At 37.3% G+C, this 24,452-nt stretch carries 26 protein-coding genes, 1 tRNA gene and 1 pseudogene; 18 read left to right on the forward strand and 10 right to left on the reverse strand.

Translation table 11 applies throughout. The features are described from left to right. Positions 1–43: 43 nt before the first annotated feature. The 3 genes from BN8061_RS08115 to BN8061_RS08125 all read left to right on the forward strand — a co-directional run bounded on the left by BN8061_RS08115 (position 44) and on the right by BN8061_RS08125 (position 2,817). Positions 44–116 (forward strand) — tRNA-Lys (locus BN8061_RS08115). Positions 117–401: 285 nt separating this feature from the next. Next, a complete protein-coding gene (gene typA / locus BN8061_RS08120; protein ID WP_068598271.1) occupies positions 402–2,210 on the forward strand; it encodes a translational GTPase TypA in 1,809 nt (602 codons plus the stop codon). A 289-nt stretch (positions 2,211–2,499) separates the two neighbouring features. Then, a complete protein-coding gene (locus tag BN8061_RS08125) occupies positions 2,500–2,817 on the forward strand; it encodes a hypothetical protein (RefSeq protein ID WP_068598273.1) in 318 nt (105 codons plus the stop codon). A gap of 257 nt (positions 2,818–3,074) precedes the next feature. Here BN8061_RS08125 and BN8061_RS08130 read toward each other — a convergent pair whose 3' ends face one another. Then, positions 3,075–5,375: a choice-of-anchor L domain-containing protein gene (locus tag BN8061_RS08130; RefSeq protein ID WP_162270415.1), complete on the reverse strand. Its 2,301-nt coding sequence runs from the start codon at positions 5,373–5,375 to the stop codon at positions 3,075–3,077. A gap of 117 nt (positions 5,376–5,492) precedes the next feature. Next, entirely contained in the window at positions 5,493–5,888 is a 396-nt protein-coding gene (locus tag BN8061_RS08135) for a hypothetical protein (protein ID WP_068598277.1), read from the reverse strand. A 41-nt stretch (positions 5,889–5,929) separates the two neighbouring features. Here BN8061_RS08135 and BN8061_RS08140 point away from each other — a divergent pair, with 41 nt between their 5' ends. Both BN8061_RS08140 and BN8061_RS08145 read left to right on the forward strand, forming a co-directional pair. Further along, complete coding sequence (locus tag BN8061_RS08140; RefSeq protein ID WP_068598279.1) at positions 5,930–6,541, forward strand: NUDIX hydrolase; 612 nt, start codon at positions 5,930–5,932, stop codon at positions 6,539–6,541. Further along, positions 6,534–7,055, forward strand: a complete 522-nt coding sequence (locus BN8061_RS08145) for a DUF4920 domain-containing protein (RefSeq protein ID WP_068598280.1) — start codon at positions 6,534–6,536, stop codon at positions 7,053–7,055. The genes BN8061_RS08140 and BN8061_RS08145 overlap by 8 nt, the downstream gene beginning before the upstream one ends. Positions 7,056–7,146: 91 nt before the next feature. Here the strand turns inward: BN8061_RS08145 and BN8061_RS08150 are convergent, their stop codons facing one another. Further along, positions 7,147–8,586, reverse strand: coding sequence for a glyceraldehyde-3-phosphate dehydrogenase (locus BN8061_RS08150; RefSeq protein ID WP_068598282.1), 1,440 nt, complete (start codon positions 8,584–8,586; stop codon positions 7,147–7,149). 291 nt (positions 8,587–8,877) lie between these two features. Here BN8061_RS08150 and BN8061_RS08155 point away from each other — a divergent pair, with 291 nt between their 5' ends. The 3 genes from BN8061_RS08155 (at position 8,878) to BN8061_RS08165 (ending at position 10,158) form a co-directional block, all read left to right on the forward strand. Then, a complete protein-coding gene (locus tag BN8061_RS08155; protein WP_068598285.1) occupies positions 8,878–9,504 on the forward strand; it encodes a peroxiredoxin in 627 nt (208 codons plus the stop codon). A gap of 107 nt (positions 9,505–9,611) precedes the next feature. Beyond that, on the forward strand, positions 9,612–9,929 hold the full coding sequence (locus BN8061_RS08160; RefSeq protein ID WP_068598286.1) for a thioredoxin family protein: 318 nt from the start codon (positions 9,612–9,614) through the stop codon (positions 9,927–9,929). After that, positions 9,910–10,158 (forward strand): DUF6952 family protein, encoded by a 249-nt coding sequence (locus BN8061_RS08165; RefSeq protein WP_068598288.1) that lies wholly within the window; start codon positions 9,910–9,912, stop codon positions 10,156–10,158. Before BN8061_RS08160 ends, BN8061_RS08165 begins: the two co-directional genes overlap by 20 nt. Positions 10,159–10,270: 112 nt before the next feature. Here BN8061_RS08165 and BN8061_RS08170 read toward each other — a convergent pair whose 3' ends face one another. From BN8061_RS08170 to BN8061_RS08180, 3 genes are read right to left on the reverse strand one after another with little or no spacing between them, the layout of a single operon-like run. Further along, positions 10,271–11,035, reverse strand: a complete 765-nt coding sequence (locus BN8061_RS08170; RefSeq protein ID WP_068598290.1) for a DUF4241 domain-containing protein — start codon at positions 11,033–11,035, stop codon at positions 10,271–10,273. A gap of 33 nt (positions 11,036–11,068) precedes the next feature. Beyond that, the gene (locus BN8061_RS08175; protein ID WP_068598291.1) at positions 11,069–11,674 is read right to left on the reverse strand and encodes a hypothetical protein; all 606 of its coding nucleotides are present in this window, start codon (positions 11,672–11,674) and stop codon (positions 11,069–11,071) included. Further along, positions 11,667–12,245 (reverse strand): Crp/Fnr family transcriptional regulator, encoded by a 579-nt coding sequence (locus BN8061_RS08180; RefSeq protein ID WP_068598293.1) that lies wholly within the window; start codon positions 12,243–12,245, stop codon positions 11,667–11,669. Before BN8061_RS08180 ends, BN8061_RS08175 begins: the two co-directional genes overlap by 8 nt. A gap of 237 nt (positions 12,246–12,482) precedes the next feature. Here BN8061_RS08180 and BN8061_RS08185 point away from each other — a divergent pair, with 237 nt between their 5' ends. From BN8061_RS08185 to BN8061_RS08195, 3 genes are all read left to right on the forward strand, one after another. After that, on the forward strand, positions 12,483–12,809 hold the full coding sequence (locus BN8061_RS08185) for a DUF493 family protein (protein WP_068599477.1): 327 nt from the start codon (positions 12,483–12,485) through the stop codon (positions 12,807–12,809). 467 nt (positions 12,810–13,276) lie between these two features. Then, the gene (locus BN8061_RS08190) at positions 13,277–14,728 is read left to right on the forward strand and encodes a helix-turn-helix domain-containing protein (RefSeq protein WP_317038984.1); all 1,452 of its coding nucleotides are present in this window, start codon (positions 13,277–13,279) and stop codon (positions 14,726–14,728) included. Positions 14,729–14,844: 116 nt separating this feature from the next. Further along, positions 14,845–15,753 (forward strand): UbiA prenyltransferase family protein, encoded by a 909-nt coding sequence (locus tag BN8061_RS08195; RefSeq protein WP_068598298.1) that lies wholly within the window; start codon positions 14,845–14,847, stop codon positions 15,751–15,753. Between the two features lie 32 nt (positions 15,754–15,785). Here the strand turns inward: BN8061_RS08195 and BN8061_RS08200 are convergent, their stop codons facing one another. Together BN8061_RS08200 and BN8061_RS08205 are read right to left on the reverse strand one after the other, a co-directional pair. Beyond that, entirely contained in the window at positions 15,786–16,418 is a 633-nt protein-coding gene (locus BN8061_RS08200) for a nitroreductase family protein (RefSeq protein ID WP_068598300.1), read from the reverse strand. A 68-nt stretch (positions 16,419–16,486) separates the two neighbouring features. Continuing rightward, on the reverse strand, positions 16,487–16,855 hold the full coding sequence (locus BN8061_RS08205; RefSeq protein ID WP_068598302.1) for a methylglyoxal synthase: 369 nt from the start codon (positions 16,853–16,855) through the stop codon (positions 16,487–16,489). Positions 16,856–16,941: 86 nt separating this feature from the next. Here BN8061_RS08205 and BN8061_RS08210 point away from each other — a divergent pair, with 86 nt between their 5' ends. The 7 genes and pseudogenes from BN8061_RS08210 to BN8061_RS12205 all read left to right on the forward strand — a co-directional run bounded on the left by BN8061_RS08210 (position 16,942) and on the right by BN8061_RS12205 (position 20,698). Continuing rightward, a complete protein-coding gene (locus tag BN8061_RS08210) occupies positions 16,942–17,991 on the forward strand; it encodes a 2Fe-2S iron-sulfur cluster-binding protein (protein WP_068598304.1) in 1,050 nt (349 codons plus the stop codon). 190 nt (positions 17,992–18,181) lie between these two features. Then, positions 18,182–18,887: pseudogene (locus BN8061_RS08215) on the forward strand (response regulator transcription factor). Positions 18,888–19,027: 140 nt separating this feature from the next. Continuing rightward, positions 19,028–19,219, forward strand: coding sequence for a four helix bundle protein (locus BN8061_RS12375; RefSeq protein WP_317039022.1), 192 nt, complete (start codon positions 19,028–19,030; stop codon positions 19,217–19,219). A 59-nt stretch (positions 19,220–19,278) separates the two neighbouring features. Then, positions 19,279–19,461, forward strand: coding sequence for a hypothetical protein (locus BN8061_RS12190; protein WP_235802712.1), 183 nt, complete (start codon positions 19,279–19,281; stop codon positions 19,459–19,461). Positions 19,462–19,464: 3 nt separating this feature from the next. Then, positions 19,465–19,713 carry a hypothetical protein gene (locus BN8061_RS12195; protein ID WP_235802713.1) on the forward strand — a complete coding sequence of 83 codons (249 nt, stop codon included), beginning with the start codon at positions 19,465–19,467 and terminating at the stop codon, positions 19,711–19,713. Positions 19,714–19,737: 24 nt separating this feature from the next. Beyond that, a complete protein-coding gene (locus tag BN8061_RS12200) occupies positions 19,738–19,962 on the forward strand; it encodes a HAMP domain-containing protein (RefSeq protein WP_235802714.1) in 225 nt (74 codons plus the stop codon). A gap of 178 nt (positions 19,963–20,140) precedes the next feature. Continuing rightward, positions 20,141–20,698: a sensor histidine kinase gene (locus BN8061_RS12205; RefSeq protein ID WP_235802715.1), complete on the forward strand. Its 558-nt coding sequence runs from the start codon at positions 20,141–20,143 to the stop codon at positions 20,696–20,698. Between the two features lie 177 nt (positions 20,699–20,875). Here the strand turns inward: BN8061_RS12205 and BN8061_RS08230 are convergent, their stop codons facing one another. Together BN8061_RS08230 and BN8061_RS08235 are read right to left on the reverse strand one after the other, a co-directional pair. After that, on the reverse strand, positions 20,876–23,041 hold the full coding sequence (locus BN8061_RS08230) for a S46 family peptidase (RefSeq protein WP_068598306.1): 2,166 nt from the start codon (positions 23,039–23,041) through the stop codon (positions 20,876–20,878). A 102-nt stretch (positions 23,042–23,143) separates the two neighbouring features. Further along, on the reverse strand, positions 23,144–24,418 hold the full coding sequence (locus tag BN8061_RS08235; protein ID WP_235802716.1) for an exo-beta-N-acetylmuramidase NamZ family protein: 1,275 nt from the start codon (positions 24,416–24,418) through the stop codon (positions 23,144–23,146). Positions 24,419–24,452: the final 34 nt, after the last annotated feature.

Consider the following 24,452-nt stretch of genomic DNA (forward strand, 5'->3'; position numbering starts at 1 on the left):
GTATCTTTTTGATGAACAATTTCTTTGTTTTAATACAAAACTAGACCTGGTAGCTCAGTTGGTAGAGCACAACACTTTTAATGTTGGGGTCCTGGGTTCGAGCCCCAGCCAGGTCACGCAAAGTCTTATTTCGGTAAGGCTTTTTTTGTTGTCTTCACTTTTCTATAGAGATTTCGGTCTTTTTTTATTAATCATCGAAACTATTTTTTTAATAACTGAATAATCACGCATTAATCTTTCCCATCAAGAACCTTGCGCCAACACATCATCAAAGGTGATAAAATTATAGAACAACAGAATTTAAATTTTTTAATTCGGAGAGAGTTTTTTGCTTAAATAAAACAGAAAATATGGTGATAAACGATTAGTTTATCGTAAATTTGCACCCATAATATTTTAGAATGCAAAACATTAGAAATATAGCGATTATCGCACACGTAGACCACGGTAAAACAACCTTGGTAGACAAAATTCTGCACAGCACCATCAACATTCGCGAAAGCCAAGAAAACGGTAATCTCATTATGGATAACAACGATATCGAACGCGAACGAGGAATTACTATTTTTTCTAAAAACGCCGCAGTAGAGTACAAAGGCGTAAAAATAAATGTGATCGATACGCCGGGCCACGCCGATTTTGGAGGTGAAGTAGAACGCGTGTTGAAGATGGCAGACGGTGTTATCTTGCTGGTAGACGCCTTCGAAGGACCAATGCCACAAACGCGTTTTGTGCTGAAAAAAGCTTTAGATTTAGGGCTGAAACCTCTTGTGGTCATCAACAAAGTTGACAAAGAAAACTGTAGACCAGACGAGGTACACGATAAGGTTTTCGAATTGTTTTTCAATTTAGATGCTACCGAAGAGCAACTCGATTTCCCAGCTTTCTACGGCTCTTCAAAACAAGGATGGTTCAATACAGAGAACGTTCCAAGCCAGGATATTACACCACTTTTAGACGGAATTTTAGAACACGTCCCAGCGCCTTTAGCTCAGGAGGGACCATTGCAAATGCAAATAACTTCACTGGATTATTCAAAATTTTTAGGAAGAATTGCCGTCGGAAAAGTAACGCGCGGAACCATAAAAGAGGGCGATTGGATTGCATTGGCAAAGCCAGACGGAACTTTCAAAAAACACAAAGTAAAAGAATTATACACTTTCAAAGGATTGGGCAAAGAACGCGCTACAGAAGTTGCAGCAGGCGATATTTGTGCCGTAGTAGGAATCGATGGTTTTCAGATTGGCGATACAATTGCCGATGCAGAGCATCCTGAAGCTTTGCCTGTGATGCACATAGACGAACCTACGATGAACATGTCTTTCGGAATCAATAATTCACCGTTTTTTGGCAAAGACGGAAAATATGTGACCTCTAGGCATTTGGTAGAACGATTGGAAGACGAACTCGAACGCAATTTGGCTTTGCGCGTAGAACCTACCGAAGATTCGAATACGCTGTTGGTTTACGGACGCGGAATCATGCATTTATCGGTGTTGATAGAAACCATGCGTCGCGAAGGCTATGAATTGACCGTTGGGCAACCTCAAGTAATTTTCAAAGAGATAGACGGGGTAAAATGTGAACCATACGAAACTTTGGTTATCGATGTACCAGACCATTATGCCTCAAAAGCAATTGATTTGGTGACCCAACGCAAAGGTGATTTGCTGGTAATGGAAGCCAAAGAAGGGGTGCAACATTTAGAATTCGAAATTCCATCGCGTGGATTAATTGGTTTACGTTCGATGATTCTTACATCTACAGCAGGCGAAGCAGTAATGGCGCACACCTTCAACGAATACAAACCTTTCAAAGGAAGTATTGCAGGGCGTTCTGCAGGAGTCATCATTTCGAAAGATCAAGGGACGTCTACACCATATTCTATAGACAAATTACAAGATCGTGGTAAATTTTTTATCGAACCTGGTGAAGAGGTCTACGAAGGAATGATTGTTGGCGAACATGCCAGAAACAACGATTTGGTGGTGAATGTGATCGAAGCCAAAAAACTAAACAATATGCGGGCAGCTGGTAAAGACGACTCCACTTCTATTGCACCGAAAATAGAAATGTCTTTGGAAGAATGTATGGAATATATCCAAGCAGATGAATGCATAGAAGTAACGCCAAACCATATCCGATTACGAAAAATTCACCTGAAAGAGGTAGACCGTAAACGATACGAAAAATCTATGGAGGGTGCTTAATAAGAAATCATTCTAAATCAATATAAAAAGGGGAATCGCAAGATTCCCCTTTTTATATTTAGAATTAATTAATTTTTTTTATGTTTTTATAATTATTAAATGTTTAATAATATCTTTAGAAAAATAAGCTTACTTAAATATTTAATTTTTAAACATTTTAAAAATCAAGATTATGAAAAATATTTTTGTATTAACATTTTTCTTCTTGTGTTTTTTCTCAAAAAATCGCTATGCTCAGAATAAATTATAAGCATTAAAAATCGAAAATTATGATTCACTTCTTTATAAAGTGAATAATCAGATTAGAAATGATATATATTCTTTAAATGAAGATGAATTGAAAAAAATTATACAACAGTCAAAGAAACCTAAGACTTTGATATACACATTTGGTTGGTGGTGTGGAGCATATGTTAAGAAGTTACCCGAAATATTAAAAATAAAAAAACAATATGATGAATCTGTAGAGTTTATCCTATTAATTGCGGAAAAAGATGACGGAAAATACCTTTTTTTGACTAATTATTATTTAGAAAACGATTTTAATATTAACTTCTCTACATTTAATATCTCTAGTGAATTTACAGGTGGAAGAAACAAAAGATAAGTTAATTTTCTAGAAAAAATAATTCCGAAAAGAGAATTATACGAATATTCGTTGTCAATTATGATTGATAATGAATCAAATTTCATCTTATATGTATCAACTTATATAGATAATGATGAAATTATCTTTAGTAAAATAAGGGATATTTTAGAATAAAAACTGTAACCAACACCGCCTTGTCAAGCAACGGGCTAAAAGCATGCATGAAATTGTTGCAGTTTTCCCTACGCAAAAATCATTTATTTGTACAATTTTTATTATTTATTTTTTAGCAAAATCGAACCGCTTACTTTTTGATGCTGATTGGATGTAGGCTCTGTCCATTCAACCACATACCAATAACTTCCTGTCTCCAATGGAATACCATTTAATTTAGCATCCCAAATGAATTGATTTTGTTGGTTACCTTCAAAAATTACCATTCCATAACGGTCGTAAATCGTCAATTTCGGATTCGTTTTTTGTAACAATTGCGCATAATCCAAAACATCATTCAAACCATCACCATTTGGTGTAATCGCATTGCTAAGTTGAATCACCGAAAAAGCTCGCTCAACAGCATTACAATCATCAGTAGATGACTTTACGTAAACGGTATGCATACCTAAAGAAACATTCGTAAACACATTAGAAGACTGAAAAGAACCACCGTCCAGCGCATAGCGATATGGTATATTACCACCAGAAGCTATTACAGTAACTGTAGATCCTTGAATATCAACAAGATCAATGCTGATTTCTTCGATTTCTTTCACCTCTACCGTTTGGGTATAAAAACAGCCGTTCCATTCCAATCGCACTTGGTAACTTCCAGCTGCTACATTTTCTATAGACGATGTCGTAGCACCATTGTGCAGCCAAAGGTAGGAGTCAAAATCTTCTCCAGCATCTAAGGTGGTAGTTGTACCATTGCAAATCATTTGATCGGACAATAGTTCTGTTTTTTTTCCTTGTTTGAAAAGGAATTCGACTTTCATGATATTTTCACAGCGATTAGGCTGTTTGTAACGTACATAAATGTCTGTATCCGAAGAGATGATGATCGTATTGATAGAATTTATACCATTCTTGGCATCAGATTCCGATAAATAATAGGTTGGACTGTACTCCAAATCTGTAAAGAAATCGGTTAGAGATTCATCTATATCAAGCTCAATTTTTCCATCCAAATCCTCATCGCAAAGCTCAGTTGGCGGTATGGGTTCTACTTCACTTAGAAATCCAACCTCCAGTGTAATAGGAACGATTTTTACTGGGCAACGCCCCGATTGTATTCTTGCAAAAATAGTCTGTGAAACCGAATCGAATAAGTATTCATTTTGGTCTAAATCATTCTCATCATCATTCTCAGCGTCCTCACGTTTTTCATAAAACTTTATATACATCCCATAGGTATAATTGCTTATGATTTCGTGCAGGTAATCGCGCAAAGAAATCGCATAGTTGCCGTCAAAATCATCATCACAAATCGAGAAAGTTGTGGTTTTTATTTCTGGGACTGGCTGTACTTCTACCGTTTTATTTCCCTTCAAAATACAACCGTCTAAGAGGATCTCTACTTCGTAATAGCCCGTTTCAAAAACTTCAAGCTGTGGATTGTTTGCGCCTTTCAAGAGTTCTCCGTCTTTGTACCATTGATATGCTGTTGCACCGTCTATGCTAGCGTCTATGGTATGCGTTTCGTCAGGGCAAAGTCCGTCCTCATTTTCAGAAAACAAATCTGGTCCCAAATCGACATGCCCAGTAAAACTACCCGAGCGCAAGAATACGCCAGAATCATAATATCCGTTATTATGGTCAGCGATTACAATTTTCAGGTGATATTTGGTGTCTGGTTCTATTTCGGTAGTTGCCGTAAGCATTTTGGTTTGCCCGTTGAAGTTGGTGGGCGATTCAAAAGGATTGAACCGATCGAAAAATTGAGGATTCACTGGGGCACATCGTCCTCCAGGCCCATTTACGGTATTTACCGAAACCGGAATAGTGGTATTGGGTAAGACTGCCAAATTTTTATAGGGTTCGTCGGTATCTGCCTTTTTTATTAAGAAAACAAATCCATCGCTATAGCTACAATTTCCTGTGCTTCCCGGTCCTAAATATTCTTCTGAGGCAAAGAGATAATCGAAACTAATACGCGTGCCTTTCGACATGGTAAATTCGAATTCTAATATAGTGGCGTTGGTAGAATTGCTGATGTTCAATGCGCGTTCTAAATCTTCATCACCTTTCCAATCTCTGGATGTACTGCTAATAATTTTATTGTTGGGTCCGACCGCTTCTTTTAGACGACCAGTGGTCAATAGAATTCCCTTTTCTATCGGGAAATCCAAACTGCCTTTTTCGAAGTAACCATAACTTTTGTCATTCTCCCCAAAATCCCAACCTGTAATTTTGATATTTTCTACCGTAATACAATTCCTATTTTCATTACCGATAAAGATATCTTTTATCAATTTCTCATCGGTGTATTCCCCAGAGACATTAAGGTATTGCGCCTTAGAGATCGAGAGCGATAGTGTAAAAAAACTTAATAATAAGATGGGTTTTATAAAATTCATTCTGCTCATGTTGTCATCTGTTCGGCTGCATTTTATCGGGCTTTGGTGGTGAGAAAAAATAAACTGCTAAATTAGTCCATAATTTAGCAGTTTCGAATTGAATTGTAATCAATTCGGTTAGATTTTTTTCAAATTTTCTGAAATGGTTTCTATAAACGATGTCAATGGTTTTTTAGCCATCATTTCGATCATCATGTTGAATTTTCCGTCAAAATCCAAAGATACCTCCGATGAATTTTCGTCCACAGCGTCTATATTGACCGTGAGGTAATACTCGAAATTTGGCGTTGGTGATTCGAAAACAATTTTAGAAGGTGCTTCGGTTTCTTTCAATCGCATACCTACTTTTGGCAGCGAGCCTACACCAACTGTAAAACCTTTACCAGAATCGTGCACTTCGAAAAAATTGGTGTCCTCTGGCATCAATTGTTTATAATTTTCCATATTCAACAAAAATTCATAGGTTTCTTGTTGATTTTTATTAAATTTTACTTTCTCGGTATTTACCTTCATACTTTAACTTGTTTTTAATAAATTTGTAGCAAACATGCCAAATGTACAAAGTTTTTTTTAATGACAGTTGTCTATTATTATCAGATCGTGCAGTAGAAGGAATGAAGAATATTCCGTACCACTTCACTTCTCAAATTGACGAAGCCATGCATCTGATGGCAAACTCGAATCAATCGGTCATCAATCTATATAGTGACGACCTAGAAGAATTGTGGTTCGATTTTCAGAATCACTTCAAAATTGTTGAAGCGGCGGGCGGAATTGTGAAGAATAATCAAGATGAAATACTGTTAATATACCGACTTGGGAAGTGGGATTTGCCAAAAGGTAAAATGGAAGAAGGCGAAAGCAAAGAAGCCACAGCCATCAGAGAAATAGAAGAGGAATGCAAAATAGATAAGTTGAGCTTAGACGAATTTATTACCACGACGTATCATATTTATTTTCAGAAAGAATACATCCTCAAAAAAACACATTGGTTTCATGTAACGCACGATGGGAATGACGTGCCGCAACCGCAAACCGAAGAAGGCATCGAAAAAGTAGAATGGGTTAAAGCTTATGAAGTGAAAGAATTGCTGAAAAATTCTTATTCAAACATCAAAATGTTATTCGAAATATACCACAATTCAAAATCCAATTATAATGAATAAAATAATCTTGAGTCTATTGACAATCGGAAGTTTAGCTTCTTGTACCTCACAAAAATCCGCTACAGCCAAAGACACAGTGGTGTACGTGAATGCAAAACCAGTGGAGCATTACGATGTGTTTGGAGAAGCTTTTGTCCCAAAAAACGTCTTGAGCAAAGAAGCCATGATGACAAAATATTCCAATCTGAAAGAGGGTGACACCATACAAAATGTACAATTTGCGACCACCATCAATTCGGTTTGTAAGAAAAAAGGATGTTGGATGAATTTGGCTTTGTCTGATGCCAATAAAGAGGCGAATGTTCGTTTTAAAGATTATGGATTTTTTGTCCCGTTGGATGCTGATGGAAGAGAAGCGATCGTGCATGGAAAGGCATATTTAGAAAAAGTTTCGGTAGAGAAACTACGTCATTATGCAGAAGATGCAGGCAAATCGAAAGAAGAAATTGCAAAAATAAAGCAACCAGAAATCAAATTTCAATTTATGGCAGACGGTGTTTTGATCGAAAAATAAAATCGAATTTCAACTCGCTCCTATTCAGCCAATAAAAAAAACAAAAAGCTCGATTCGCAGAATCGAGCTTTTTGTGTATAACGTTTATCTATTAATAATAGGTGTATCTTCTTACTTTAGCTACATATTTGGCCAAACGAATCACCTGATGGCTGTAACCGTATTCGTTATCATACCAGACGTAGAGAACACCATTTTTTCCGTCAGAAGAAACCAAAGTCGCATTGCTGTCGAAAATTGCAGGAGCAGAAGTCCCGATGATATCAGACGATACCAATTCGTTGTTCATCGAATATTTAATCTGTTCTACCAAATCACCTTCGAGTGCAGCGTTTTGAATAATCTGATTGATTTCTTCTACGCTTGTATTTTTATTAAATTCAAGATTCAAAACAACAAGTGAACCATTCGGAACGGGAACACGAATCGCGTTGGAAGTCAATTTTCCAGCCAAGCTTGGCAAAGCTTTAGCCACAGCGCTACCAGCTCCAGTCTCGGTGATGACCATGTTCAATGCAGCGGCACGACCTCGTCTATATTTTTTGTGCATATTATCGACCAAGTTCTGATCGTTGGTATAAGCATGTATCGTCTCCAAATGTCCTTTTACAACACCCAAAGAGTTTTCGATAACAGCTAAGATTGGCGTAATAGCATTGGTTGTACAAGAAGCCGCAGAGAAAAATTTTACTTCGTCTGGCGAATATTCTTCGTGATTTACCCCATACACAATGTTCGGAACTCCTTTACCTGGAGCTGTAAGAATCACTTGTGATGCTCCTTTAGAAGCTAAATGTCGGCTAAGTGCTGCATCGTCTTTGAAAGCGCCAGTGTTGTCGATTACCAACACATTATTCAAACCGTAAGCCGTATAGTCTACATCTTCTGGCTGTGCAGCAGAGATCAAATGGACGGTTGTCCCGTTGATGATTAGTGCATTATTTTCTGGATCTGCAATTACAGAACCGTCGAAATCTCCATGAATAGAATCGTAACGCAATAGAGAAGCGCGTTTTTCGATCAACGTCGCGTCATTTTTGTCACGAGTTACAATCGCTCTTAGGCGTAATTGTTGTCCTTTGCCCACTTTAGACATCAATTCGCGAGCCAACAAGCGACCAATTCGTCCGAAACCATATAAAACAACATCTTTGGGCTCGATTTCTTCTTGGTTAGAAGCTTCGCTCAATTTCTTGTTGATGAATTCGTTTTCGTCTGTTGCTCCCTCTTTTGTATATTCGTAAGAAAGCTTACCAAGATCGATTCTCGATGGTGGTAAGTCTTTGTTATTTATTGCTTTAGCTATTTTTAGAGTTGTTGCTATATCTAGCGGTTTGTTTACGAATTGGGTTGCGTAATCGTGCAAGTTCAAAATTTCGCTTACATTTTTGTCGATCAATTGATTACGGAAAATCAACAATTCTATTGATTTGTCGTACCATAAATCGCTTACAATTTTTATTAATTCAACCGTGTTTTTCCTTACATCAGCCTGATTTGCCAATTGTTGGTCGTAAGAAACTTGTGTCATGTTTGTTAGATTTGTTTTTTTGCTTTGCAAATGTAATGAATAATAACGGTTTCATAGAACTGTTTTCTAAATATTTACTAACTTTCTTAACAATTATATGTTGTAGATGATTTTCAATCCAAAGAAAATTTTCTTATCTTTAGGCTGTAAGTTTTTGATGGACTGATATAGATATTATCTATTCTCAAATATGGATTTGATATTGGAAATATTAGGATAACGGTCGTTCTGCGCTTAACTTTGTAGTAGAAAAGTTTAGAAAAATAATTTAATAAATAAATACTTAGAATTATGTCATTAGTAGGAAAAAAAGCACCAAATTTTGTTGCTCCAGCAGTAATCAACGGAGATGAAATTGTAGAAGACTTCAAATTACCAATCGGGGAGAAAAACATTGTATTCTTCTTTTATCCAAAAGATTTTACATTCGTTTGTCCGACAGAATTGCATGCTTTCCAAGCTAAACTTGCTGAATTCGAAAAAAGAGACGCCGTAGTGATTGCTGCTTCTGTAGACTCAGAAGAAACGCATCTTGCATGGTTGAACACCGCTAAAGACAATGGAGGAATCGAAGGTGTAACTTACCCAATTGTTGCAGATTTGGCAAAAACTATCGCAATGGACTACGGAGTATTGGCTGGTGATTACGTTTACAATGAAGAAAACGATTCTTTGAAATTCGAAGGAGCTCCAGTGGCTTACCGCGGAACTTTTATCATCGACAAAAATGGAGTAGTTCGTCACGAAACAATCAACGATTTACCTTTAGGACGTAACATCGACGAGTATGTACGTTTGTTAGATGCGATTCTACACGTAGAAAAATACGGTGAAGTTTGTCCAGCAAACTGGGAAGAAGGTAAAGAAGCGATGAACGCGACCAAAGAAGGTGTTGCATCTTATTTAGCTAAAAACTAATTAGCTCGTTTGAGCAAAAAAATAAAGGCTGTTTGGGTGGTGTAGGTTTTACCTAAATGTACTTTGGACAGCCTTTTTTGTGAAATATTATAAAACAAAACTTAATCATGGAATTAATTGAATTACAAGAAGATAACTTAGCTCAAATCGTAGCAGACAACGATTTGGTCGTGGTACAATATGGTGCCGGATGGTGTGGAAATTGCCGTTTGGTGAAACCAAAATTCAAAAGAATGGCAAGCGAAACAGACAATGCACAATTTGTGTATGTGGATGCCGAAAAATTTGTGGAATCTAGAAAATTGGCAGATGTTCCAAATTTACCAACCTTTGCTATTTTCAAAAATGGAGAAAAAGTAGGTCAAGTAACCGCGTCTAAAATAGAAGCTGTAAAAGAATTATACAATGAAGTTACCCGTATTTAAAAATTTAGCCAAAACTGTTTCAACAGAACAAATGGAAGCTGCGTTGGAGGTTTTAGAAGCTTACGCAGATTGCCGTGCAGTAAAAGAAGATGAGCAAGAAGCAATAGGTGAAATCATCTCCAATATTTGTGGAGCGATGGAAATGCAACAAATGCTTGCAGATGGAATGGACGAGCGCGAGGCAGCCAATACTTTTATGCAACGTGTGATGGGAAGTATAGATAAATAAATCATCATACCAAAACAGTAACCAAGCAACATTGGCTTGGTTTTTTTATACCACAAAAAAGCTGTCTCGCTGAAGTAAACGAAACAGCTTTATTATTTTTTGCTGAAATTTTTTAATCTAAAAACTCTTCATCTTCATCAATTTCCATTTCGGCATCGATGAAATGGACGTATAATGCAACAATCTCGTTCTTGTCGTTGTATCCAAAATACACCGGATAAACGCCTTCGCCAAAACCAGCCTGGAAAATAGGGAAGTGGTAGTTCGATTCTGGCACGCTCCAGTTGATCCAATCGCCCTCTTCTGATTGCATTTCTGGATTCGCTTTCAAGTTCTCTTTGAACAAGGCTTCAAAATAATCGTCGTATAGATTAGCCTCTTCCGATTTGTTTTCGATTTTATCGATCTGCGCTGTTATTTGAGGAAAAGCATCTTGATCGAAAATAGCCGCTAAACCACTATCGGTATTGAAACCAAAATATTCGTCTTCTTGTAAGCTCGCCAAATCTTCGTTTCCTCTCAAAGCTTCACGGTAATGCGTTGGTTTCTCGTCAGAAAATTGGATTTTGTACGAAGCGATTAAATGTGCCTTTTCCTCTTCTTCTGGATGATCCAAGGTGATGAAAGAAGCATAGGTTTTGAAAATTCCCACTGGTGCATTTTCGAAAAATGCTTCGCTTTCTTCTGTGATGACAAATCCCAACGGATCTACAGCGACCAATTTACCAGAGGTAGAGGTAAATTCGCCCATTTCTACCACATTTAGCGCATAGCCTGCGATTTCATCTTGCGAGAAATATTTGTCCAAATCGATTGGAGCTTGTAAAAAATCTTTTTTCTGATTCAAAAGATTCAACCATTCTTTGTTCGGTTCCATAATATAAAAATTTTATTGTTTATCGACGGGCAATCAATCGTTGCGCATCTGTTGTTTCAATTCGTTTTTGTCGATGTCGTATTCAATTTTCAGCAGATACACCAAATCTTCATAGTCTAATATCCCTTTTTTGGCATATTCGAGCAGAATAGGACGCATTTTATCAAACTCTTTGCGCGATTCTTGTTTGAATCGGGTTTCGAAGAATTTTTGTTGTCGATCTTGTATCGTAATGCTATTGTTCACCCCAAATGAGCCTTCCTCACGTTTGAATTCGCCAAACTCTCTCACTTCTTTGCCTACATAATCATCATTTTTGATGTTCAAAAGGCGTATTTGGTCGATGAGAATAATGTTTTCGCCAATCATTATTTTGTCTCGATAAAAAGACAATTCGCCGTTCAGGCTACCTTCCGGAGAGTATTTTTCTCTCACAAATAATTTGTTGAGATAGGCGACAAAGGTTGCCATCACCAGTACATAAACAATCCATACCAAGCTGTTTTCTAGCCAATCATTGATGACCAAGAGGTAAGAAATGGCCGAAATAAAAGCCAAGATGCCTAAATTGAGGAGAATCGTGAGGTGTTTGAACCGTTTTTTCTCTTTTACAAAAATCGGGAAGCTGTATTTAACCATTGTTTGCAATATCTTTTCTTACTCGACTCAAACTCTCTGGCGTAATCCCCAAATAAGACGCAATCATCCATTGCGGCACTCTTTGCAAGAGGTTCGGGTACAATTTTATAAATTCTTGATAGCGAGTTTTGGCCGATGCACTTAATAATAAATTGATTCGGTCTTGTAAATGTCTCACATGATTGTGCAACAGAATATTCATGCCTTTCATGTATTCGGGATTGATTTCGTGAATCTTCGATTGGATTTTCAGACTTATGGGGATAATTTTACTCTCTTCTATTGTTTCGATCGTAAATTTTGCTGGCTGATGACATAGCGTAGAATAGCGGTCGCTGACTATCCAGTTTTCTGGCCCAAACTGGATGACGTGTTCTTTGCCCATCTCGTCAACTGTATAGGACCGCACAAGACCTTTTTCTATGAAATAGAAATATTCAGAAATTTCACCTTCTCTCAGTATGGTTTCATTTTTAGCATAGTCGACCATCTTTACCAACACCAAAACTTGTTCTAACTGCTCAAGCGTAAAAGGACAAACCTGTTTCAAATGATTGATGAAATTTTCCATAGGATAAAATCGAACTCAAATTTAGTATTTATTTGTAAAAATTGAATCATTAATAAATTTATTAATCATATTTTTAAGTTGAAGGTTTCTCGCGTCGTTCTTATGAAAATCGCCTCCTTTTTTTATAAGAAGCTCGATTGATTTCGAAAAGTAACGACTGTCAGATTTACAGGTAATAATGACACCGTTTTTCTGATGGGTACGGTTATTGAATATAAAGATTTAAAACAAAAGAATATGGCAGACAATATCAATATAGATTTTCAATCTATCCCAGAAGATTTTCAGAACGAAGATGAATTTTATGCGAAATTCAAAGAGCGGTTAGAAGATGTAGAGAATTTTCCTTCAGAATATATGTTCAAATTCATTTATCCATCGAGCGAAGAAACGATGAAGGAGGTAAAAACAATCTTCAAAGATGTAAATCCAAGCTACGACTATAAAGCTTCTAAAAGTAGAAAATATACTTCGATTACCGTGAAATACAAGGCAATAGATGCAGACGAAGTTATTGATTTTTACAAACAAGTAGCCAAAATAAAAGATGTCATCATGTTGTAAATTAAAAACATCCGTTTCAACCGAAGCGGATGTTTTTTCTGATAAAACAAAAAGAATACGAGTGTTTTTTAATTAATTGAATGGAGCGGTTTCTGTACTTTCTGCCATGGCTGTTGTCGATGAGTTGTCTTTTTGTACAGAATCGCTTCCTCCTGCTGTTCTAATTTTGGAAGATTGAAATAAGGCTCACTTTGATTGGAAAGTAACGTGTGTGCATTATGGAAAAATATAAACCAAGGTCAAATAGTGAGCCTGATATTTCTTCATTGTTTATGATGATATGTTTTTCGTTTTTAACCCCTACGAATTCTAGTTTTTATATGGTTGTTGTTTCATGTTTTGCTTATTTTTGATAAACGAAAAATAGTTTACCAGCGAACGTTCGCTAAATTAGTAATTTTCGTTTTATTTTACCAAATGTTTAGACAGAAAAAATGCGAGAAGATTATATTAAATTAATTTTTGGATTGAAAATCAAGCAGTTACGAACCGATAAAGATTTGTCGCTATTCAAATTATCGAAGATTACTGGGCTGTCGAAATCCTATTTGAATGAAATAGAAAAAGGGAAAAAGTATCCGAAAACAGATAAAATAATCTTGCTCGCCGAAGCTTTGGAGGTAGATTATGATGAGTTGGTTTCGCTGCGATTAGACAAAAATTTGGCGCCGATTGGAGAAATTTTGCAAAGCAACCTTCTGAAAGAAATTCCGCTGGAATTGTTTGGAATTGAAGAGCGAAATTTGATCGAAATCATTTCCAATGCGCCTGCAAAGGTGAACGCTTTTATTTCGACCGTCATCGAAATTGCAAATAATTACAACCTCACGCGCGAAAGTTTTTTCTTGGCTGCTCTGCGATCGTATCAAGAGGCAAATGATAATTATTTTCCAGAAATAGAACAAAAAGCCAAGAAATTCTTGAAAGAATATGCCGATCGACCTTCTGTAGAAATTACCGATGATTGGATGGAAGAGGTTTTGCGAGAAGAGTTTGGTTACGAGATTATTTTGGAAGACTTCGCCACAATAATGCCTCAGGATTTGGCAAAATTGAGGTCGATTTTTATCGAAACAAAAAAGAAGTTGTTCATCAATTCGCAGACCGATCGAGATCAAAAACGATTCATTTTGGCTAAAGAAATTGGCTACAACTATTTAGCATTGAAAGAGCGATTATATACTTTTTCTTGGGCGAGTTTCGAATCGTTTGATCAATTGTTGAATAATTTTTATGCCTCTTATTTTGCGGGAGCGATTTTGTTGCCCGAAGAGCAATTGGTCGATGATCTGAAAACTGTTTTTTCGTTGGAAAAACATGATTTGAATCGAATGTTGAATGAGCTGATGCGCTATACAGAATCTCCAGAGACAATTTATCAACGGTTGACCAATTTGCTTCCGCGGCACTTCAATATTCGCGATTTGTTTTTTCTACGAATTTCTAATCGTCGAGGAACAGACAGTTTTAGGTTGACTAAAGAATTGCACCTGAATCAACAACATTCGCCACAAGCCAACGAGACCGATGAGCATTATTGCAGGCGTTGGGTGTCGATACGAGTGGTAAAAGATTTAGAAAAATTAGAAGGTGTGAATCATGTGATTTCGGCTCAAATTTCGGTGTATCCTTATCATAACAGCAAGAAATATTATGTGATTTCGTCGGCAACTCAAGATCCATTTCATCCAGAATTTTTCAGAAGTGTTTCGATAGGCGTGTTGTACGAATCTGCAACAAAACATGTGAAGTATTTAGAAGATCCTTCTATTGTAGAGCAAGAAGTTGCGGTGACTTGTGAGAATTGCGGAATGAAAGATTGCCTCGAAAGAGCTGCGCCACCAAAACGATTCGAAAGAAATGTAAAATCAAAAAAACTGAATTTCTTGATCAATGATTTTATCAAAAAACAAAGTTGAAATATGTTGATGAATGTTTTATTTTTCTAATGTTTTTTGAAATCTTTATCCATTCTACGATTGAATTAGTCGCTATTTTATTTTAGATATTTTAGTATTCAAGTACCTTTGTAGGCATGCAACAAACCTTGAAGCGATATGTAGAAAAAATATTTTTTTCCAATGTGTTTTTGGGTTTTATCGTTGTGGCATTATGCATAGACAACAATCTGGAACAGGGATTTGTAATCAATTCGGTTTGGTTTTATGCTTTTGTTTTTTCGATTACCATTTTGTTTTATTTGCATGCTTATCGCAATTCTGACCAAAACAAATTCATCGCAAATCCTAGAATGCAATTCTATTTCGATTATCGGCAGTCAGTCGGATTGTTGTATAGATTTTTACTTTTATCCAGTATTGTATCTGGAGTTGTGTTGGCACTGAATTCGGTAGAAAATCTTGCTCATTTACCCTTTTGGGTTTATGTGATGCTTGGTATTTCTGTGTTGTTGAGTTTTGCCTATTACGACACTCCATTGCAGTTTTCTTTTCGACGTCTGATGTGGTTCAAACCGATTTTAATAGCTTGGACTTGGACGATGGTGACCTCGATTTTACCGCTTGTTTTTCTTACTTTAGAACAAAATCAATCGTGGAGGTTAGATGCACGATTTGTTTTTATTTCGACACAAATTTTTATGTTTTGTTTGGTCAATGCTCTTTTGTTTGATGTAAAAGATTACGAAGACGATGCCAATCATCAACTGAAAACATTTGTAGTGCAATATGGTGAAAAAATTATGGTTTATCGCGTGATAATACCGTTGTTGTTCTTGGGTGCAATGAGTTTAATTGTTTTTGGTGTTTGGTACGATTTGCCATTGCATCGAGTGATTTTCATGCTGATGCCGATTGTAATTTTTGCCCTTCTTAGCCTACGGTTGAATGCCAATAAATCGATTCTCTATTTCTTGGTTGTCATCGATGGAATGTTGTTGCTAAAAGCACTTTTAGGAATTTTCTGCGTATTTTGGTTTGAATAAAAAAAGGATTGAACATGCAATCCTTTTTCTCATTATTTTATTTCGGTAAGAAAGTTTTCTTTCGGTTGTCGTACTTTTTTCAGTGGATAAAGCCAGTCATTTTCTGTATCTCGATAGCCTAAAACAAGAATTGTTTGCGATTTCAAGCCCTTAGCTTTCAAACCTAAAAGTTCGTCTAAGTCTTGATTTACAAAGCCTTCCATTGGTGTAGCGTCTACTCGTAGTTCTGCTGCTGCTGCAATGGCAACACCGAATGATAGATAGGCTTGTTTTGCTGTATGAGCGGCTTGTTCGGCTTCTGGTAAATTGAGTAATTGTGCTTTCAGTCCGGCTTTGTATTGGTCGGTTGTGTTGAGTGGTAAACCGCGTTCGGTATTCATGTGATCGAAAATTTTATCGATGCGTTCATCGGTATACCGATCCCAAGAGGCAAATACCAAAACATGCGATCCGTCTACGATTTGCGATTGCCCAAAAGCAACTGTTTGAATTTTTTGTTTCAATTCGTCATTCGATATCGAAATAATTTCGAACGGTTGCAACCCAGATGAAGATGGAGCAAGATGAGCAGCTTCTAAAATTTGGTCTACCATTGCTTGATCCACTTTTTTACCATTCATTTTTTTGGTAGCGTATCGCCATTTAAGACTATTTAATAATTCCATGATTCATTTTTTATAATTGTCAAATGTAGACATCATCAGCAAAAAAACTATTGATGTACGTCAATAAATCATTTGCTCAAATGATCCAATAACATTTCGGCAGTTGCCGGATTTGTTGCCAACGGAACATTGTGCACGTCACACAATCTCAACAGCATATTCACATCTGGCTCGTGTGGGTGTTTCCCCATCGGGTCGCGAAAGAAGAAAACCATTTGTGTGAGTCCGTCTACTACGCGTGCTGCAATTTGTGCATCGCCACCAAGAGGTCCAGAAAACATTTTATTCACGTTGAGTCCGATTTCCTCTATATATCGACCAGTAGTTCCTGTTGCGATGAGTTGGATGTTGTTGGCAGCTAGTGTTTCGCGATGTTTCATGATGAAATTGACCATTTCGGCTTTTTTACCGTCATGAGCAATAAGTGCTATTTCCATATTGGTTCTATTTTTTGTTGATAAAGTAGTACCTTTGCAAAGGTAATTCCAATAAAGGAATTGGCGATAAAAAGCATCGATATTTTATGAAATTTCATACCTTAAAGATTAAAAATAAAAATCAACTCACTACCGATTCTGTTGAGCTTATCTTCGATATTCCCGAAGTTTTGCATACCGATTTTGATTACAAGCCAGGGCAATATGTAACCCTGGATTTCGATGGAGTAAGACGCGATTATTCGTTGTGCAATTCGCCATTGAATAAAGAATGGTCGGTTGCAGTGAAGACAACCCCCAATGGTAAAATTTCTAATTATATAGTTCATGAGCTGCAGGCTGGTGATGAGGTTTTGGTTTCTACGCCTCATGGTCGATTTGGGATTCCTTCTAGGCCCAACGAAAAACGCACCCTGTTAGCTTTTGCGGCAGGTAGCGGAATTACACCAATCATGAGTATGCTCGAATATACGTTGCAGACCGAAGTTTGGGTTAATTTTTACCTTTTTTATGGCAACAAATCGGCTAGCAATACGATGTTTCGTGAAAAATTAAATCATTTGAAATTGAACTATCCAAATAATCTTCATGTGTTCAATTTTTATACAAACGATCCTCAGGAAGATTGGATTTTCAACGGTCGAATCGATAAAGCAAAATTCGATCTGATTTTGAATCAGTTGGTTGATATCAACGAAGTTGACGAAGCCATGATTTGTGGACCAGAAGAAATGATTTTCGAACTGGCGGCGGCAATCAATGAGGCTGGAATCATTCAGAAACATATTCATTTCGAATTGTTTAATCCAAAAATCGATCCGACTAAAGTTTTTCCGAAAGACGAAGGCGGAATCGATGAGGTCGAGGTGACAGTGGTCTTGGATGGCGAAACCAATACCGTTACTTGGAATAGAGAGAAAAACCTAATCGATACTTTGTTGGATGCTGATATTGATGCGCCATATTCTTGTAAAGGCGGTATTTGTAGCAGTTGCCTGTGTAAAATTGAAGAAGGCGAAGTTGAAATCGGGGAAAACTTTATCCTTACCGATGCAGATTACGCAGCAGGGTTGACATTGGCTTGTATTTCGCGACCAAAAACTCCAACCTTGTCCATCAATTTCGATGCAGTCTAAAAATAATAATATCGAAAATAAAAGCTCGATTAAGCCAAAAAAAGACACAGAAAGCTCTAATTCTTCAACAATTTAGAATCAAAACAGCGGTAATCATCAGTTTACTGCTGTTTTTTTATGAGGTATAAATTTAGAATCTCACGCCCAACATCCTGAAGAGTAAAGAGATTAAAATTGTAACCTTACCAAGATGGAAATTTTACGCATAGAAGACGACCAAAGGGTTGCTGAGCTCATACAGAGAGGTTTGGAAAAGCAAGGCTTTGCCATCACGCAAGCGTACGACGGGCTTTCGGGTATGAAATTGGCGCTGCAAAATCATTACGATCTGATCATTACGGATATTATTTTACCAAAAATAGACGGATTGGATTTGTGCATACACATCAGAAAGTACAAGCCAGAATCGCCGATTATCATGCTCACGGCGCTTGGCACTACAGATGATAAAGTAGAAGGTTTTGAGGCCGGAGCAGAGGATTATTTGGTGAAACCTTTCGAAATGCGCGAGCTTTTGGCACGTAATTGTGTTTTGCTCAAACGTAATAATCGGGCAGCGAACAACGCCAGTTTTATCTTGCGATTTACCGATCTTGAAATGAATTTGAACACCACAATTGTAAAGCGCAACGGAATAGAAATAAAGCTTACGCCAAAAGAATTTAATCTGTTGGAACACATGATGCAAATCCCCGAAAGGGTCTTGTCGAGAGCAGAAATCGCCGAAGAGGTTTGGGACACACGTTTTGATACCAGTACCAATTTTATTGACGTTTATCTCAATTATTTACGCAAAAAAAATCGATAAGAATTTCGATAAAAAACTTATTCATACCAAATCGGGAATGGGGTTTATTTTGATGAGTTATGAGTTAGAAGTTTTACGTTATGAGTGAAAGGTAATCAATATTAAAGGAAAAATCATTTTTGTTTGCTTTGCGAGCGATTGATTTATACAAATACTTATGCGATGAGAAAAAAGAGTTTGTATTAAGTAAACAATTTTTTTCGAAGTAGCACTTCGGTTGGTGCTAATATTCGTGAGGCTCAAAATGCAGAGAGTAATATGGACTTTATTCATAAGCTTGCTATCGCTCAGAAAGAATGTGATGAAACCTTGTATGGGGTAGAGCTTCTTTATAAAGCGAATTATATTGCTGAAGCTGATTTTAGTACAGTTTATTCGATGCAAACGAAATATTTAAAATGCTTCGAAGCGCCATTATAACCTCAAAAAACAAACTCAAATAACTTATCACTTATCATTTATCATTCAAAACTAACAAAGTGAAAACAAGAACTCGCCTTACGATATTATTCACACTGATTACCGCAACTATTTTATTGGTGTTTGCAGCGGTGATCTATTATACCGCAAAAGAAAATCGAGAAAAAGAATTTTATACCCTTCTGAAAAAAGTAGCAATCACAAAAATCAACTTATATTTGAATGCAAGTGTGGATAAGTAAATTTTGCAGGACATTTACCTAAATAACCGAAAAATTTTAAATGAAGTTGAGGTCGCGATTTATGACACTGCATTTAATCTGTTGTATCATGATGCCGTGGAGATTGATTTTGTAAAGGAAACCAAGCAAATCACAGACGACACCAACAAAAAGGGTGAAATTAATTTTTATCAGGAAGATTGGCAGGTTATCGGCTTGCGTGACGAATTTCAAGACAAAAATTACATCGTTACCGCCACAGCCAAAGACTAGTATGCTTGAGGTAAATTGGATATCTTGTTCAAAACCATTGTAGTAATTTTCGTTATCTTTATTTTGGTTATTTATGTTGCAGGTCGTTTCTTTTTTAGAAAAGCATTCGAATCTGTGAAAGAGATGACCGAAAAAGCGAGGATAATTTCGGCTACAAATCTAGATTTGCGATTGCCGAGCAATGGCAACAAAGACGAGCTCTCGCAGTTGGTCAATACATTCAACGAAAAAGCTAAACCGATTAGATAATTCTTTTGAGGATAGAAAAATTTTGTTTCTAACATATCATACGAATTGTGCACGCCGCTTGCCGCCATTATTACCGAGTTAGAACTTTCGGCAGACAAAGAAAAAAGCAGAAGAATATAAATCTGCCATCCAATACGCACTGAACGATGCCCGAAAATTAGTCTGCCTTTCGAATAGTTTGTTGGATTTGGTTAAAGCGAGTTACGACCCTACCGAAATTGCTTTTAAACCAACCCGAATAGACGAAGTATTGTTGGATGCACGATTGCTGGTACAAAAGGCAAATCCGGATTATAAAGTAGATATACACTTCGAAAATGATTTTGAAGACGACAATCAAATCTCGGTAAACGGCAATGAATACCTCTTGAAAGTAGCGTTTACCAAGCTGTTCGAAAACGGTTGCAAGTTTTCTGAGGATAATAGTTATAAGGTTTCCATTGCATTCAACTCAGCCGAAATTATCCAATCAGATGCCAAAATCGTTAAATCGCCATCGTTCATTATGCTCCGTTTTCAAGACAAGGGAACAGGGATTTCGCCAGAAGATCAACAAAATATTTTTACGCCTTTTTATCGGGGCGAGAACAAAGCATTTGCAGAGGGCAACGGCATTGGACTTTCTCTTACCCAAAAAATTATCAGGCTACACCAAGGCGAAATCTCGGTACAATCCGAACCAAATAAAGGCACAACGTTCAGTGTTGAGCTGCCTTCGATCACAGAAAACGATTGATGAAGTGTAATCATCGGGAAAACTTTTAACGCTGTGATTTTCCAATTCAGAACCTCATTATAATAAACTTGGATAATAGTTTTTTTGATGCGATAAGGGGAGTGTAGGCATTAAAAAAAAAGCCGCCTCAGTTTTGAGACAGCTTATTGTGTTGGGTTGTGATTTGAAAATATAGTTTTATTCAACTATGGTCAACTCGTCGATGATATTGGTTGCTCCAGCAAATTTATCAACCACCCACAATACATAACGGATATCTACCGCAATGGTACGTTGTAATTTAGGGTCAAAGATTACATCACCAGCCATTGCTTCGATATTTCCATCGAATGCAATTCCGATCAATTCACCTTTACCGTTGATCACAGGCGAACCCGAGTTACCACCTGTAATATCATTATTCGTTAAGAAGTTGATTGGCATAAAACCAGCTTTGTCTGCATAACGTCCATAGTCTTTTTTCGCTGCCAAATCCAACAAGTGTTGTGGGTTTTCGAACTCTTCATCACCTGCTTTATGTTTAGCTACCAAACCATCCATAGTGGTGTAGAAGTTAGAAGCAGCATCTGGTTGACGGTTTGGGTTTGTACTTTTCGGTAACGATTGAATGGTACCGTAAGTCAAACGCAAGGTGCTGTTTGCATCTGGGTATCGAATGGCTGCAATGCCAGATTCGCGTAAACCTTGCACCAACAGACGGAAGTTTTTATTGTATTGATCTTGTAATTTTTTAGCTTCGTCCGAATTGTTGTTGTAACGATCGACCAAAGAAGACGATAACTGATACAACGGATCATTTTTCAATAAATCAATATCTGGGCTATTCAAGAAGTTCTCTACTTGTTTTTTATCTGCAAAGAAACTTCTACTGAAAGCATCTTTTACCCAAGCGGTGAAATCGTTATTATTCTGGCTAGCAAGCTTTGCTACATAAGGTGCCAGCCCAGCATCTTTCGCTTTGGCGCTATACAAATTAAGCTGAGCAATCAGAACATCTTGTTCCAAAGGCATATAGGCTTTGTCGTAAACGGCATTCAACAATTGTTGAATTTGAGGTCGTAATTCACTGCGTTTTGCCTCATTAGCGTTTGCATAGTTTTCCAACGCACTCCCGATTCGGTAGGGTGCCATGGCAAAAGCACTAGAGCGCATCATACCCGTGAGATAGTTATCGTGGCGAGCTGTGAGATTTGTTTTTTTATAATAATCATTCAACAAGGTGATAACGTTACCATAGGTTGCTTTGTTTGCTTTTTTATTAGCCCATTTATCAAATTTTCGTTCTGTTTTAGATTTTGCGGCTACTGTACCGTGCAACTTCAACGCATCAATCATTCCTTGACGATTTTTCCAATAATTGGCTACACCAGCGTATTTAGAAGCATAATTGATTTTTACTTCTTGTTTTTGGTCCATGTATTTTTTCATCTGATCCATGCCCACCTTAGACGCTTCTACCCATGCTGGGTATGCATAATCTACGTTTTGTGCAACGCCTTGTGCAGGCATCCAGCGGTTGGTTCGCCCTGGATATCCCAATATCATAGCAAAATCTCCTTTGTCGAAACCATTCAAAGAAATGGGTAAATAGTATTTTGGTTTCATTGGGATGTTGTCTTTAGAATACGGCGCAGGATTTCCGTCTTTATCGGTATAAACACGGAAGATTGAAAAATCTCCTGTATGACGCGGCCACTCCCAGTTGTCGGTGTCACCACCATATTTACCTATGGCATTTGGTGGCGTACCTACCAAACGCACGTCTTCGTAATCTTGGTAAACAAAATAATAATATTCGTTTCCTTGGAAGAAAGATCTCACCGAAACGATGTATTTGCCACCTTCGCTATTTTCTTGTTCGATTTTGGCAATTTCTTGGTTGATCACTTTTTCGCGATCGGCTTCAGACATCGATGCGTTTACTTTGCTCAGAATTCGATTGGTTACGTCATCCATACGAACAAAGAAGCGCACTTTTAGATTGTCTGGTTTCAACTCTTCGCTTTTGTTTTTAGCCCAAAAACCATTGGTTAGATAGTCGTGTTCTGGGGACGATAATTGTGCAATATTTCCATATCCACAGTGATGATTGGTCAAGACTAAACCTTGATCCGAGATGATCTCTGCGGTACAACCGCCTCCAAATTGCACGATTGCATCTTTCAAGCTGTTGTTGTTGATGCTGTAAATTTCTTCGGGAGTCAATTGCAATCCCAGTTTTTGCATATCGCGACCGTTGAGTCTTTCGATGTGCATCAAAAACCACATTCCTTCATCTGCTTTTACCTTAGCAAAGGGTACAACCAACATCATGAGGAATGTCGTAATTAAGAATTTTCTCATTTTTAAACAATTTTTACTATAATATTGCGAATTTAAGATTTTCTAAAGAGAACAGCTAAGAAAGTGACGTTTTTGATGAATTTTGTAGTGTTGTTTTTTTTTCTAATCCCGATAAATCAAATATTTGGCTCGAATGGTTTTGAATTTTTCTAAATCTTTTTGCCAAGTCGCCTTTATCTGCTCGGCAGTCCAACCTTCTTCGATTTGTTTACGCAATTCGTCTGTACCAGCGAGTTGATCGATCCAAAAGTGTTTGCCATTCTTGGTCCAAAAAGGTTGTTTGGTATTGTTCTGATAGGCTTTGATCAGCCAATCTAGGTTGATATAATCCAAATCGGGTGTATCTCGTAAATCTTCTCCATAACAGCGTTGATTTTTGAATTTTGGTTCAGAAGCGCCAGGTTTTGAAACGGGCGTATACTGAAACGGCATGTTTTTCAGGTGGGGAGACCCATAAACCTGAAACTGCATATCGGTTCCGCGTCCTTCGTTTACTAGAGTTCCTTCGAACAGGCAAACCGACGGATAAAGGTTGATGGATTTATCGTTCGGTAAGTTGGGAGAAGGTTTTACGGGCAAACTGTATTTTGACCGATGGGTATAATGGGCAATCGGAATGACCTCGAGGTCGAGTTTGTTTTTTACATCTAACCAGCCCTCGCCATCGATCATTTGCGCATATTCACCTATCGTCATGCCATAGACAATTGGCACCGGATGCATTCCTACAAAAGAGGTAAATTCAGGCTTCATCACCGGACCATCTACGTAGTGACCATTCGGATTCGGACGATCCAAAACGATGACTTTTTTATTCGATTCGGCTGCCGCTTGCATTACATAATGCAACGTAGAAATATAGGTGTAAAATCTAACGCCAACATCTTGCATATCAAATAATAAAATGTCGATATCTGTTAGCTGACTTGAAGTTGGTTTTCTGTTGTTGCCGTAGAGCGAAACAATAGGCAAGCCAGTTTTGGCATCTTTAGACGAGTTGACTTTTACCCCGGCGTCTGCATCTCCCCGAAAGCCATGTTCGGGTGAGAATATTTTGATGACGTTTACCTCATTTTTCAATAAAAAATCGACCAAATGGATGGTTTCATTATTCAGTCGCAAAATACCTGTTTGGTTGGTCACCACGCCAATTTTTTTACCGATGAGTTTTGGCAAATACAAATCAAAATTTTCTGCAGCTGGTAAGATACGTTCTTTTATCGTTTGTTTTTCGACCGTAGATTTCGGTTTTCTTGTTGTTTCTTGTGCATTAATCGATGCACAACTTCCAATTAATAGTGCAATTGATGTATATTTGACAAAAATTTTGAGCATGTTGTTATTTTCTTTTAGAATAGCATAAGCTGATTTGGTCATCTCGTTCATAGTTTCATTGTAAAAATAGAAAACA

Origin of the sequence: Vaginella massiliensis (genome assembly GCF_900089075.1) — a bacterium.
Taxonomy (GTDB): Bacteria; Bacteroidota; Bacteroidia; order Flavobacteriales; family Weeksellaceae; genus Weeksella; species Weeksella massiliensis_A.